Genomic DNA, 14,758 nt, shown 5'->3' on the forward strand with positions numbered 1-14,758 from the left:
TAACAAAATCCCGAGAAGTATCGGGTTTAAATCAATTTTATGATTCCAAAAGTATTTAAAGAGGTCATTGACCTTGGGGACGGTAGGGAAATTTCTATCGAAACCGGAAAATTGGCAAAGCAGGCCCATGGTTCTGTTGTTGTTCAATCTGGAAAATGTATGTTATTATGTACAGTTGTTTCCAACTACAAGCAATCTGATGTAGATTTCTTGCCTTTAACAGTAGATTACCGTGAAAAATTTGCTGCCGCGGGTCGTTACCCCGGTGGTTTTTTTAAGAGAGAGGCTAGACCTAGTGATGGTGAAGTATTGACCATGCGTTTGGTAGATCGTGTTCTACGTCCACTTTTCCCAAAAGATTATCATGCAGAGACTCAAGTGATGATTCAGTTGATGTCCCATGATGAAAATGTTATGCCAGATGCGATGGCAGGTCTTGCCGCATCCGCAGCTATTCAACTTTCAGATTTTCCTTTTGAGTGCGCTATCTCTGAGGTAAGGGTAGGTAGACTTAATGGTGAATTTATCATCAACCCCTCGTTTGCCCAATTAGCCGAATGTGATATTGATATGGTTATAGGCGCATCTGCTGATTCTGTAATGATGGTTGAAGGCGAAATGGATGAAATTTCCGAAGAGGAAATGACAGAAGCAATTAAATTTGCACATGAAGCCATCAAAGTACAATGTGCCGCACAATTGAGATTGGCAGAGGCTTTTGGCAAAAAAGAAGTACGTGAGTACGAGCCAGAAAGAGAAGATGAGGATTTGGCCAAGAAAATTTATGATATGGCTTATGACAAGGTATATGCTGTAGCAAAGGCCGGTTCTGCCAAGCATGAAAGAAGTGCTGCTTTTAGCGAAATAAAAGAGGAAATCAAAGCTTCTTTTTCTGAGGAAGAGCAAGCTGATTTCGGTGGACTTATCTCAAAATATTACTATAAAGCAGAAAAAACTGCAGTTCGTGACCTTACCTTAAATGAAGGTTTACGTTTAGACGGTAGAAAAACAACTGACATTCGCCCAATTTGGTGTGAGGTTGATTACTTACCTTCTACACACGGTTCTGCAATTTTCACACGTGGTGAAACACAAGCATTGGCTACGGTAACATTAGGAACATCTAGAGATGCAAATCAAATTGATATGCCTTCCCAAGAAGGTGAAGAGCGTTTCTATTTACACTATAACTTCCCTCCTTTCTCAACGGGTGAAGCAAGACCTATTCGTGGAACTTCCCGTAGGGAAGTAGGTCACGGTAACTTGGCGCAACGTGCATTAAAAGGAATGGTACCAGCTGATTGTCCTTACACTGTTCGTGTAGTTTCAGAAGTTTTGGAATCTAATGGTTCTTCTTCTATGGCAACCGTATGTTCAGGCACTATGGCATTGATGGATGCTGGGGTTCAATTGAAAAAACCAGTTTCAGGTATTGCAATGGGATTGATTACCGATATTGAAACAGGTAAATATGCAGTTCTTTCAGATATCTTAGGAGATGAAGATCACCTAGGTGATATGGACTTTAAAGTTACCGGTACTGCAGATGGTATTACGGCTTGTCAAATGGACATTAAAGTAAAAGGATTGTCCTACGAAATTTTAGTTAATGCATTAAAACAAGCTAGAGATGGCCGTTTACATATCTTGACCAAATTAACAGATACTATTTCTACTCCAAATGCAGACGTGAAAGCGCATGCTCCTAAAATGGTCACCAGAGTAATTCCTAACGAATTTATTGGGGCATTAATAGGACCAGGAGGAAAGGTTATCCAAGAACTGCAAAAAGAAACAGGGACAACTATAGTAATCAATGAAGATCCTGTTACAGAAGAAGGCATAGTTGAAATCCTTGGAACCGATCAGAATGGTATTAACGCGGTATTGGCGAAGATAGATTCTTTAATGTTCAAACCAGAAGTTGGCAGCGTATACGAAGTAAAGGTTATTAAGATGTTAGATTTTGGTGCCGTTGTTGAATATTTAGATGCCCCTGGCAATGAAGTTTTGTTACATGTTTCTGAGCTAGCTTGGGAACGTACAGAAAATGTTTCTGATGTGGTTAATATGGGAGATGTATTCGATGTAAAATACTTTGGTTTAGATCCTAGAACTAGAAAAGAGAAGGTTTCACGTAAGGCGCTTTTACCTAAACCAGAAGGTTTTAAGGAAAGACCACCACGTGATGATAAACGAAGGGACGATCGTCGTGGTAATGATCGTAATCGCGATAGAAAACCAAGAAGGGATTAATTATCCTTTTAAATAAAATGAAGCCTCGATACTACAATCGGGGCTTTTTTGTGCCTTTCAACGGAAAAATGAACTTTTTTTTAATCGATTGTAACATTCGGAAGATTTTTACGTATAAGTATATGCAGTCTATGCAAATTGAACTTAATTTATTTTAATGAGACAGCTTAAGATTACAAAACAGGTCACCAATAGGGAGACCGCATCTTTGGACAAGTACTTACAAGAAATTGGAAAAGTGGACTTGATCACGGCAGATGAAGAAGTAGAGTTGGCACAACGTATCAAGGCAGGCGACCAGATCGCTCTTGAAAAACTTACAAAAGCCAACCTCAGATTCGTGGTATCCGTGGCCAAACAGTACCAAAACCAAGGACTTACTTTACCGGATTTGATTAACGAGGGCAACCTTGGTCTGATCAAAGCTGCACAGCGTTTTGACGAAACGCGGGGATTTAAATTTATCTCCTACGCCGTATGGTGGATCCGTCAATCTATATTGCAGGCATTAGCAGAACAATCACGTATAGTTCGTTTGCCTTTGAACAAAATTGGATCTATTAACAAGATCAACAAAACGTTTGCATTTTTAGAGCAAGCACATGAGCGTATTCCTTCTGCAGAAGAAATTGCAAAAGAATTGGATATGACCGTAGAAGATGTAAAACAGTCCCTGAAAAATTCTGGACGCCATGTATCTATGGATGCTCCATTAATTGATGGTGAGGATTCTAACCTTTACGACGTATTACGTAGTGGTGAATCTCCAAACCCGGATAGGGAGTTATTGCATGAATCGCTACGAACAGAAATTGAACGTGCTCTAGAAACCTTAACACCAAGAGAAGCAGATGTTATTCGTCTTTATTTTGGTTTAGCCGGACAACATTCTATGACCCTTGAGGAAATTGGTGAAACTTTTGACCTTACCAGGGAAAGGGTTCGTCAAATAAAGGAAAAAGCAATACGTAGATTAAAACATACTTCTAGAAGTAAAATCCTAAAAACGTACTTAGGATAGGACAATATAAAATTGCACGTTAAATAATCCTTAAATTGGATATTTGGCATATTAATTGTAATTTTAACGGTAACAACAGTTTATCATGACTGTTCGTTTTTTGATTGATGAATAAACTCCGGCTGATTACCGGAGTTTTTTCATTTTATGAGTTTATCGTTTATCAAAACAACGGTCCACAGGCTGAAATATCGAGAATGGTAGTGAAAGAATTACTATCTTGATGTAACTTGCTTCGCAGTCATTTTAATATGAAAAACTTAATTTATCCTTTAATGGCGATTCTCTTTTTTAACGCTTGTAAACAAAAAGAAATCTTAATGGGGTATGACACTTACCCGCAACCAACCGAAGCCAATCTTTGGGTTTCTTATGGGAAAAGTGCCACCAATTTTAAACTATGGTCTCCTATAGCCAATAAAGTAATACTACGGCTTTATAAAAACGGGCATGATAGCATACCTGAAGCCAACTATGAGATGCAAAGTTCAAACGACGGCTTATGGTCTAAAAGATTGGATGGGGATTTAAACGGTAAATATTATACCTATCAAATAAAAACCAATAAAACCTGGCTAAATGAAACTCCAGGAATTTATGCCCAAGCTGTAGGCGTTAATGGCAAAAAAGCAATGGTTTTAAATCTAAAAAGTACAAATCCTATAGGGTGGGAAAAGGATAGTGGACCAAAATTAAACTATCCCAATGAAGCCATCATTTATGAACTGCATATAAGGGATATGACCATTCACCCAAATGCTGGTTCTTCTAGGCCTGGTAAGTACTTGGGTTTGGTTGAAGAAGGCACCAAAGGGCCAAAAGGTGTTGCAACAGGAATAGACCATCTTAAAGAATTAGGCATTACACATGTTCACTTACTTCCAACTTTTGACCACTATGCCATTGATGAAACAAATCTGGATACCCCTCAATTTAATTGGGGTTATGACCCAAACAACTATAATGTGCCTGAAGGTTCCTTTTCTTCTGACCCCTTTAATGCGGAAGTGAGAATTAGGGAATTTAAAAAAATGGTAAAAGCCTTTCATGATAATGGCATAGGCGTAATACTTGATGTAGTCTATAACCATACTGGTAAAACCGAAGAGTCCAATTTCAATCAAGAAGTACCCGGATATTATTATAGACATTTACAGGATGGCTCTTATTCGGATGCCGCCGCTTGTGGCAATGAAACTGCATCAGAACGTGCTATGATGCGAAAGTTCATGTTAGAATCGATCTTATATTGGACCAAAGAATATCATATAGACGGATTTAGATTTGATTTAATGGGTATTCACGACATTGCCACTATAAACAAAATTGCGGATGAGGTAAAAGAAGTGAATCCAAATATCATGCTTTATGGTGAAGGATGGACGGCAAAAGATTCCCCATTACCAAAATTTAAACAAGCGCTGAAACAAAATATTCAACAACTTCCTAAAATATCAGCCTTTAGCGATGATCTAAGGGATGCCCTAAAAGGTTCTGTTTTTGAAGATAAAGACATAGGTTTTGTTAATGGCGGCAAAAAAATGGAAGAATCCATAAAATTCGGTATTGTTGGCGCAATAAAACATCCACAGATAGATTATAAGGCAGTTAATTATTCTGATCAACCTTGGACAAATGAACCATGGCAAGCCATCTCTTATGTTTCTTGTCATGATAACCATACGCTGTTCGATAAATTAAAAATTTCAAGAAGTGACGCCACATTACCCCAACTAACAGCAATGGATAAACTAGCCAATGCCATCGTACTAACATCACAAGGAACCTCTTTTCTGCATGCGGGCTCTGAGTTTCTTCGCACTAAAAATGGAGAACATAATTCCTATAATCTGCCCGATAGCATAAACCAGATAGATTGGAACAGGAAAAATGAATTTAAAAATGTTTTTAAATACTATAAAAATTTAATATCCTTAAGAAGGGCACACCCAGCCTTTAGAATGACCAGTGCTAAAGATGTTGCGAACAATTTAGAATTTATTACTGCTGATGAAGGCACAATAAGCTATATAATTAAAAACAATGCCAATAATGACGAATGGAAAAATATATTGGTCACTTACAATGCGAATGAAAAAGCGCAACTATATAAATTAAGTGGTTCATGGCAATTGGCAGTTTTAGGGGATAATTTTGACTTAGATGGATTAACGGTTGTAAAAGATGCAATTGAAATTCCTTCAACATCTATGGTTATCGCTTTTCAGAAATAATCTAGCAAACTACTATATGAAAGAAACCAATTCAACACAACCTAACAATCCCCTTCATGGCATTAAATTAGTTACCATACTCGAGGAACTTACAGAAAAGTACTCGTGGGAAGATTTGGCTGGCCAAGTCAACATTAACTGTTTTAAAAGTAATCCGTCAATAAAATCAAGTTTAAAATTTCTGCGGAGAACCCCTTGGGCCAGAGAAAAAGTAGAACAATTATATTTACAATCCTTTAAAAAATAATGAGTTTCAACATTGTACTTATAGAACCAGAAATCCCCAATAACACGGGTAATATTGGTAGATTGGCCCTTGCTACCAATTCCACCCTACACCTGGTAAAACCTTTTGGTTTTGAGTTGACCGACAAAAGACTCAAACGTGCCGGTCTGGATTATTGGCAGTACCTAGACGTCCATATTTATGAGAATCAAAAAGTGTTCTTTGAAACACACAAAAATGCTGACATGGTATTTTTTACTGCAAAAGCTAACAATCATCATTGGGAAATAAAATATACAGATAATATGTTTCTGGTTTTTGGTAAGGAATCAGTAGGCCTACCATCAACCTTGGTTGAAGATAACAATAATCAAACTGCCAAAATACCTTTGTACAGTCCACATATTAGAAGTTTAAACCTTGCCAATGCCGTTGGAATTTCCGTTTATGAAGGTTTGCGACAGTTGGCTTAATACTTCTTAGAGATTACTTTGTATATTTAAATGACCAACAATATACATATATGTACAAGCGTAGCCATACATTCTTCTTTTTAGGAATCTTCCTGGTTCTTTTTTTCTCATGTAAACCAGATGAGAAACTAGAGGGCAATAAAACCAATACAGAAATAAAATTCCAAATTCCAGATGGGTTTACATTAGAAGAAATTTATCATCCAAGTAAATATGACCAGGGCTCTTGGGTGGCTTTGGCAAAAGGAAATGATAATCAAATGTTTGCATGTGACCAATATGGCAAAATATACACTTTTCAAGTATCCAATAATCAAACAAGCTTAGCACCTAAAGATGTTGTGCCATTAGATTTACAAATTGGCGAGGCGCACGGATTGATTTGGGCTTTTAATAGTTTATATGTAGCCGTAAACAAAAGATGGGATAAAGATATATCTGATTCTGAACAGGCGGGCAGTGGCATTTACAGAATCACTGATGAAAATAAAGATGGAAAACTAGATACCTCACGTCTGCTCCTAAAGTTGGAAGGTAGTGGAGAGCATGGCCCACATAGCTTTGCCTTATCGCCTAACAAAAAAGAAATTTATTTTATAGCAGGCAATCATACCCTAATCCCTGATAAAGTAAAAGAAAATAGTAGGCTACCAATCAACTGGGGCGAGGATAATCTTTTTGAGCCCTATTTGGATGCCAGGGGGCACGCCAATGATATAAAAGCACCTGGAGGTTGGGTAGCAAAATTTAATCCAGAAGGAACCCAATGGGAACTTTTTGCGGCAGGTTTCAGAAATGCCTTTGATATCGCTTTTAATGAAGATGGTGAACTATTCACTTATGACGCAGATATGGAATGGGATATAGGTATGCCTTGGTACCGCCCAACGCGTATTTGCCATGTAACCAGTGGCAGTGAATACGGCTGGCGAACTGGATCTGGAAAATGGCCTGCCTATTACCCAGACAATTTACCAGCCGTACATAACTTGGAACAGGGCTCCCCTACAGCTGTTATCTCTTCTAGCGGCCTTAACCTCCCTACCAAATATAGTAATGGTCTTTTTGCGATGGATTGGAGTTTTGGCACCGTTTACTTTATCAGCTTAAAACAAAATGAAAGTTCCTATACTGCAGAACGGGAAGTATTTTTAACAGGTACCCCACTTCCACTGACCGACATGGTAGCAGGTTCTGATGGCAACTTATATTTTGCTACTGGTGGTAGAAACTTGGATTCCCATTTATACCGCTTAAGTGCTAATGACAATTATGAGGTTGAAAAGAAACACAATTCGGAAAATCATACCCAAACACTTAGGGAATTGCGCCATAAACTAGAAGTATATCATACCAAAAATGGTCAGGACGGAATAGATCTCGCATGGGCCAATTTAAACCATAGGGATCGTTTTATACGATATGCAGCACGTTTAGTTTTAGAACATCACCCTGTTGATCAATGGCTAAACAAGTTTAATGCAGAAACAGATGACAACAAAGTAATTGAAGCCGCAATTGCCATGTCCCACCAAGCTGACAAAGTTGCACAAAATGTGATTTTAGAAAAACTACAACCCATTCGTCTAGAAGTTTTAAACAAAGAAAAGCAAGTAGATTTACTTAGGGCTTATTCGCTGAACTTTATAAGAATGGGATATCCCAATAATTCCTATCAATCAAAAATCAGTAATAAACTACGCGGTTATTTTCCTCATGCAAATACCATAGTGAATAAAGAGCTTGCTCAATTACTTCTATACTTAAAAACTCCTGGTATTACGGAAAAACTAGTAGCCCAATTAATTCATCACACTAAGAACAAAACGGTTACAGAAGGTGTGGAAATGTTGAGTGGGGAAGCTACTTTGAGAAGTGAAGAATATGGGCCTCTTATCCGTGAGGTTATAGATAAAATGCCCCCAAGTGAAGCTATTTATTATGGCATGTTGTTGAGCAATGCCAAAGAAGGCTGGTCAAAACAATCAAGGAAAAGTTATTTTCAATGGTATTATGACGTACTTTCTTCAAAAGGTGGTATGAGCTTTAAGGCCTATATGGAAAATGTACGTCAATGTGCGTTAAATAATATCCCAGAAAACGAAAGAAACTATTTTCAAGAAATCTCAGGTTCCTACGCCCCCTCAAGTGCCATAGCTGATCTTCCCCTACCAAAAGGTCCGGGTAAAAACTATAGCGGTGGTGATATGGGTGATATTGTTTGGAGTGGTTTAGACAACTACAATGGAAATTATGAAGATGGCGAGCGGGCATTTAAGGCGGCAACATGCGTACTTTGCCATAGAATAAAAGGTGAAGGCGGTGCTGCGGGGCCTGACTTAACGCAGGCGTATTCAAAATTTGGTACGTATGACCTCATGTTTGCTATTTACAGTCCAAATGATGAAATCTCTGACCAATATGCAAATACCCTTTTCCACTTAAGAAATGGCAGCAAAATTGCTGGTCGGATAAAAGTTGAAACCAACGATTCTATAGTTCTCATGCCCAATCCATTTAATGAAATGTATACAACTACTTTAGTAACAGAAAACATCGTTAAAAGGGAACTTTCACCAATTTCCCCAATGCCATCTGGCTTGTTAAATAGATTAAATAAAGAAGAAATCATAGATTTATTTGCATATCTAAATTCAGGCGGGAACAAAAACCATGAAATTTATACTAATTCCAAAAATCAATAAGGGCTAAATTGCTATTGCGTATTTTTGTAATTGAAATAATAGTATAAAATGAAATTACCGTTAATAGCCCCTTCCCTATTGGCTGCCGATTTTGGGAATTTACAGAGAGATGTTGAAATGGTCAACGAAAGCAAAGCAGATTGGCACCATATTGATGTCATGGATGGTGTTTTTGTTCCTAATATCTCCTATGGCATGCCGGTTATAAGCGCTATTCAGAAATATGCAACTAAGCCTTTGGATGTTCATTTAATGATAATAGATCCTGACCGTTATATCACAAAATTTGCAGCACTTGGCACAAGTGTCCTAACCGTACATTACGAAGCTTGCACCCACTTACATAGGACCATACAAGCAATAAAAGATGCTGGAATGAAAGCTGGCGTTGCCTTAAACCCACATACGAACATAAAAGTTTTAGAAGATATTATTTCCGATTTGGACTTAGTTTTAATAATGAGTGTTAATCCTGGTTTCGGAGGTCAATCCTTTATAGAGAATACCTACCAAAAGGTTAAGGATCTTAAAGAAATGATATCCAAAAAAAACACCTCAACTTTAATTGAGATTGATGGTGGGGTAACAACACAAAACGCCTCTAAATTGATAGCAGCCGGCGCAGATGTATTGGTAGCGGGCAGTTTCGTCTTCAAAAGTACAGATCCTATGAAGACCATAACAGAATTAAAAGGAGAATAATGATATATGATATTGCTATCGTTGGGGGCGGACCAATAGGCATTGCTTGTGGCCTTGAGGCTAAAAAGAATGGTTTATCTTATATAATCATTGAAAAAGGCCCGATAGTAAATTCACTTTTTAACTATCCTGCCAACATGCAGTTTTTTTCTTCCTCCGAACGGTTAGAGATAGATGATATTCCGTTTATTAGTAAGGAAGCCAAACCTAAACGTGATGAAGCTTTAGAATATTATAGGCGTATTGTAACTAACCATAAGCTCAACATTCATTTATTCGAAAAAGTTGATGTGGTAAAAAAACAAACTGATACCTTTTCTATAGTAACCAATAAAGCAACTTACAAATCAAAAAAAATAATAATTGCCACAGGTTTCTATGATATTCCCAATTTATTGGATGTTCCTGGAGAGTCTTTAAAAAAGGTTTCTCACTATTATGACAATCCCCATTACTATGCTGGTCAAAAAGTAGCGGTAATTGGTGCCAGCAATAGTGCTATAGATGCGGCCTTGGAATGTTGGCGTAAAGGTGCAGAGGTTACCTTGATAATTCGTGGCCCTGAAGTAGGGCAGCGCGTTAAGTATTGGGTAAGACCTGATATCATCAATAGAATTGAGGAAGGTAGCATAAAGGCTTATTATAATAGCATTGTAGAAGAAATAACCGAGAATTCCATAACAATCAAGACTGGAAATGAGCATGTTACCTTACCTAATGATTTTGTTTTGGCACTAACAGGTTACAAACCCAATTTTAAGTTTTTGGATGCCATTGGCATCCACATTTCAAAGGACGAAAAAAGATTACCGGAGTATGATGGGGAAACCATGGAGACCAATGTTAAGGGACTGTATTTAGCTGGGGTAATTTGTGGTGGGATGGAAACGCATAAATGGTTTATTGAAAATTCCCGAATACATGCTAAAATGATAATTGAACATATTAAAGGCAATAGATAAAAACTCTCCATTACCCGCCAGTAAAAACTATAAAGTCCAAATACTATATCCAATACCTGATTTCTTTAATTTCCAAGATGTTTCCGGATTATAGGTGCCGTATCCCATTTTTAACAATAACTTATTGTCAATTTTAGCCACATATAAACCAGAAGAACCATCATTGGTCTCTAGAACTTCAACCAAACTATTCGCATTAATTAAAAGTTCTTTCCTTAAAAGTATAAATTCATTAATATCCTTTTTTAATTCACCTGTCTGATCTTGAAAAAAATAGTGATAGGACCAAATCATTGGAATGCCTGGGTGGGTCAATAAATAAGCATACCCCATTCTTATTTGATTGGTACTATTGGAGAAAAGATTGTCACAATCACTCCTATTGATACACCCCGTATCATGGTTATCCAAAAATGTAACCGATTTATCACCATAACCATTACTACTAGATAGTCCAAATTGTTTATTAGAATTATTTAAGACAGAATAGTTAAGATTAACAATAGCCTCCCTTAATTTATACTTCAACACAAAATCAAAAGCACTTGATTTTTTTGCCGAAACCCCTGAGGTAGTTTTATCAGTACCATCTATCCAATATTTTATTGCATCTAAATTACCATCCCAGTACTCACCTACTGAGTAATAGTAGGGTGCTGAACTATTATATTCACCCACATACTTTGGTGGAAAGCCCTTGACAAAATCATAACGCCAAGAATCAAAACCTAACTCTTGTAATCTTGACAAATAATCTTTTATACCTGTTTGAACAGAATGGCTTTTATGATTCAAGTCGCGTGCCCCTTCCCACTGTTCACCTTCATCATTGTCGCCACATGGCCTAGTCCCAAATGCCAGAGGATTGGTATTACCTTCATCATCACTACAAATTGCATCGCAAGGCCAAGAGGGATTTGTAAAATCTGTCCAAGTAGCTGTACCTATGCGATGATTTAAAACCAGATCAGCCATTCCATGCATTTTTCGATTGTTTATTAGCTGTAACAGTGATTTCAATTCATCCTCACTGCCATGATTAGAATTAAAGTTAAAAAGCTCTCTTGGATGGTACCCCATTCCCTCGCCTTCACTAGGTGGTGGCAACCATATGACGTCAATATTAGCGTTTGATAGTTCCACTAGCTTTTCCTCAACAAAATTGTAAAGTGATCCCGACAATGAGATTTTATTATCCAAGTACGAGTCCCACCAAAAAGCTTGTAACATCACATCATTGTTAGGTTCGCTATCAGCGAAACTACTGAGACCTTTATCAACATTAGGCTCTTCCATAACAGCCTCATCTTTTTCTTGACTACAACTAAATGTCACTAAAACAATTATAAAAAATAGTATTTTTTTTATCATTTCCTTATTTTTTAAATTGAATATCCGCAATGAGTCATATAATAACGTTACCTTGAGCGCAGTCGAGAGGTCGTTTGACATAACGTACTCAAAAAGAGGTCTCGACTGCGCTCGACCTGACATGGATTACTATGTTTATGACTCATTGCGGACATTCAGTTTTTTTATAAAACCAAACAACACATAATAAACACAGATAGAAAATATTTAAAATATAAAAGGCCCTGCATATGCAAGACCTTCATTAAAAAAGTGACCCCGGAGGGATTCAAACCCCCAACCCTCAGAGCCGAAATCTGATGCGCTATTCAGTTGCGCCACGGAGCCATTATCCTATTATGAATTTAATTTCTGCTTTACTATAGTTGATATCATTTTACCATCTGCCTGTCCTGCCAATTCTTTAGAAACAATACCCATTACCTTACCCATATCCTTCATGCCTGAGGCACCTGTTGCCTCAATAGTTTGCACTACCACTTTCTCAACTTCCTCCTCTGTCAACTGTTCTGGTAAAAATTGTTCAATGACCGCCACTTGGGCCAACTCTGGATCTGCTAAATCTTGTCTTCCCTGTTCTAAAAAGATTGCTGCGCTATCTTTTCTTTGTTTTACCAACCTTTGTATAAGTTTTACCTCTTCTTCCTCTGTAATCTCAGTTGCAGAACCGCTGGTACTTGCTAACAATAAAGCCGATTTAATTGCGCGTAAAGATTCCAAAGCCACAGCATCCTTGGCTTTCATAGCCACTTTCATCTCATCCATTACTTTTTGCTGTAAACCCATAACTACATGATTTTGGTTTGCGAAGATAAAAAATAAACCCGAAAACAGCTTTTGTTTTCGGGTTTAAAACGTTAGTTACGAAAAAACTTAGTCCACATTATCATGCAGGAATGAGTTATTTGATCGCAATTGAATTTCATCATTACTATCATCACTTAAACTAGTTCTTGATATTTTGTTCTCCCTTGGATTTTCGTTCAAATCTACACCCTGTCTTTTATAGGCAGGTTCCTTTTCTATTTCATCGATGTTACTTAAACTATTTTTGAACTTATAGTTAAAATCCTTTAATTTTCTTCTGCGCTCATCAGCTCTTTCCCTTAGTAGCTCCTCTATTGGAGTTTCCATTGGGTCTATTTCAGTTTGTCTTATAGCCGTTGTATTTTGATTCGCTACGGTTCTTTTTTGAAAAACCAATTCATCCTCAACTATTTTGGGTTCAAATTCCTCTGCTTTTGACTTTGCTCCTGTCAGTTTATTTTCCAATTCCATATAATCATCTAGACTATATCTTGTTTCACCTTTCTTATTGTATTCCAAAACCGGAATTATTTCAACACTGTCCTTAACATCAATATCCTTAACATCATCATCTAAACTAAAAGTAATAACATTCTCCCTTTCCTCTTCACCTTCTAATGGCAGCTCAAAACTCATTGCAAACTGATCATCTTCCTCTTTACGCACTTTGAGGATTTCTGGCTCTACTACTTCTATATTTCGTAAGGCATCGGAAGATTCTATGATAATAAAGTCATCTTCCGATACATTATCCGCAGCTACCTCTTCATAAAATACATTGAAGTTTCGAATATAATTAGTTGTGGGAATCAAATCAAAATCACCTTCATCCAACAATTGATATCGTGCTTCTGGAACCTCCTTTACTTTTACTTCTACCTCATCATCAACTAAAGTATGGACGGTCTTAGAATTCGAAAGTAATTCTTTCTCTGCCTTTTGCCCTTCCTCAAGTGTGTGGATAATTTTTTTTGTTTCGGTATTAACGATATCATCTTGTTGTTCAACGTTGAAACCGGTTGCAATTACGGTTACCGCTATCGCCTCACCTAACGTGTCATCCTCACCAACACCCATGATAATATTGGCTCCATAACCTGCTTCTATCTGGATATGGTCATTGATTTCACCTATTTCATCAATAGTAATCTCTTGTACTCCGGAAACTATTAACAACAATACATTTTTAGCGCCTTGAATCTTATTGTCATTAAGCAATGGGGAATCCAGGGCTTTCATGATTGCTTCATTGGCCCTTGAAGAACCAGATGCCACGGCTGAGCCCATAATAGCCGTACCACTATTGGAAAGTACGGTCTTGGCATCCCTTAAATCTATGTTTTGGGTATAGTGATGTGTAATTACCTCTGCAATACCCCTAGCTGCAGTCGCTAAAACTTCATCAGCTTTTGAAAAACCAGCCTTAAAACCAAGGTTGCCGTAAACTTCCCTTAGTTTATTATTATTGATAACAATTAATGAATCTACATTCTTGCGAAGTTTCTCAATACCCTTTTGGGCTTGTTCACAACGCATCTTTCCTTCAAATTGAAATGGCATCGTAACAATTCCCACTGTAAGAACATCCATTTCCTTTGCAAATTTGGCTATTACGGGAGCAGCACCAGTTCCTGTTCCCCCACCCATTCCTGCGGTAATAAATATCATTTTGGTAGTATTGTCCAACATCGTTTTGATATCTTCCATACTTTCCATAGCAGCCTGTTCACCAACTTCAGGATTGGCACCAGCACCCAATCCTTCTGTTAACGAAACCCCTAATTGTATTTTGTTTGGAACAGGACTATTATCCAATGCCTGGGCATCTGTATTACAAATCACAAAGTCTACCCCGTTTATTCCTGCCTGGAACATGTGATTAATGGCATTGCTACCACCACCACCGACGCCAATGACTTTAATAACGTTACTTTGATTTTTTGGAAGATCAAATGAAATACTATCAAATTCGCTGTTCTTACTCATATTACTTTTATTACT

At 37.5% G+C, this 14,758-nt stretch carries 11 protein-coding genes and 1 tRNA gene; 8 read left to right on the forward strand and 4 right to left on the reverse strand.

From position 1 onward, the window contains the following. The first annotated feature begins 39 nt into the window (after positions 1 to 39). The 8 genes from ACOCEA_RS11385 to ACOCEA_RS11420 all read left to right on the forward strand — a co-directional run bounded on the left by ACOCEA_RS11385 (position 40) and on the right by ACOCEA_RS11420 (position 10,579). The gene (locus ACOCEA_RS11385) at positions 40 to 2,256 is read left to right on the forward strand and encodes a polyribonucleotide nucleotidyltransferase (RefSeq protein WP_420756370.1); all 2,217 of its coding nucleotides are present in this window, start codon (positions 40 to 42) and stop codon (positions 2,254 to 2,256) included. 157 nt (positions 2,257 to 2,413) lie between these two features. Continuing rightward, positions 2,414 to 3,277, forward strand: a complete 864-nt coding sequence (locus ACOCEA_RS11390; RefSeq protein ID WP_047247652.1) for a sigma-70 family RNA polymerase sigma factor — start codon at positions 2,414 to 2,416, stop codon at positions 3,275 to 3,277. A 251-nt stretch (positions 3,278 to 3,528) separates the two neighbouring features. After that, positions 3,529 to 5,511 carry a type I pullulanase gene (pulA, locus tag ACOCEA_RS11395; RefSeq protein ID WP_420756371.1) on the forward strand — a complete coding sequence of 661 codons (1,983 nt, stop codon included), beginning with the start codon at positions 3,529 to 3,531 and terminating at the stop codon, positions 5,509 to 5,511. Between the two features lie 16 nt (positions 5,512 to 5,527). Next, entirely contained in the window at positions 5,528 to 5,758 is a 231-nt protein-coding gene (locus ACOCEA_RS11400; RefSeq protein ID WP_420756372.1) for a VF530 family protein, read from the forward strand. Next, positions 5,758 to 6,210, forward strand: coding sequence for a tRNA (cytidine(34)-2'-O)-methyltransferase (locus tag ACOCEA_RS11405; RefSeq protein ID WP_420756373.1), 453 nt, complete (start codon positions 5,758 to 5,760; stop codon positions 6,208 to 6,210). Before ACOCEA_RS11400 ends, ACOCEA_RS11405 begins: the two co-directional genes overlap by 1 nt. A gap of 50 nt (positions 6,211 to 6,260) precedes the next feature. Further along, positions 6,261 to 8,915, forward strand: a complete 2,655-nt coding sequence (locus tag ACOCEA_RS11410) for a c-type cytochrome (protein WP_420756374.1) — start codon at positions 6,261 to 6,263, stop codon at positions 8,913 to 8,915. 48 nt (positions 8,916 to 8,963) lie between these two features. Beyond that, positions 8,964 to 9,617: a ribulose-phosphate 3-epimerase gene (rpe, locus tag ACOCEA_RS11415; RefSeq protein ID WP_420756375.1), complete on the forward strand. Its 654-nt coding sequence runs from the start codon at positions 8,964 to 8,966 to the stop codon at positions 9,615 to 9,617. Further along, complete coding sequence (locus tag ACOCEA_RS11420; RefSeq protein WP_420756376.1) at positions 9,617 to 10,579, forward strand: YpdA family putative bacillithiol disulfide reductase; 963 nt, start codon at positions 9,617 to 9,619, stop codon at positions 10,577 to 10,579. The genes rpe and ACOCEA_RS11420 overlap by 1 nt, the downstream gene beginning before the upstream one ends. A gap of 27 nt (positions 10,580 to 10,606) precedes the next feature. Here the strand turns inward: ACOCEA_RS11420 and ACOCEA_RS11425 are convergent, their stop codons facing one another. The 4 genes from ACOCEA_RS11425 to ftsZ form a co-directional block, all read right to left on the reverse strand. Continuing rightward, positions 10,607 to 11,950: an alpha-amylase family glycosyl hydrolase gene (locus tag ACOCEA_RS11425; protein WP_420756377.1), complete on the reverse strand. Its 1,344-nt coding sequence runs from the start codon at positions 11,948 to 11,950 to the stop codon at positions 10,607 to 10,609. A 253-nt stretch (positions 11,951 to 12,203) separates the two neighbouring features. Further along, positions 12,204 to 12,277: transfer RNA gene (locus ACOCEA_RS11430), tRNA-Arg, on the reverse strand. A gap of 9 nt (positions 12,278 to 12,286) precedes the next feature. Beyond that, positions 12,287 to 12,736: a GatB/YqeY domain-containing protein gene (locus tag ACOCEA_RS11435; protein ID WP_420756378.1), complete on the reverse strand. Its 450-nt coding sequence runs from the start codon at positions 12,734 to 12,736 to the stop codon at positions 12,287 to 12,289. An 87-nt stretch (positions 12,737 to 12,823) separates the two neighbouring features. Further along, positions 12,824 to 14,743 carry a cell division protein FtsZ gene (gene ftsZ, locus ACOCEA_RS11440; protein ID WP_420756379.1) on the reverse strand — a complete coding sequence of 640 codons (1,920 nt, stop codon included), beginning with the start codon at positions 14,741 to 14,743 and terminating at the stop codon, positions 12,824 to 12,826. Positions 14,744 to 14,758: the final 15 nt, after the last annotated feature.

Origin of the sequence: Maribacter luteocoastalis (genome assembly GCF_048890225.1) — a bacterium.
GTDB lineage: Bacteria > Bacteroidota > Bacteroidia > Flavobacteriales > Flavobacteriaceae > Maribacter > Maribacter luteocoastalis.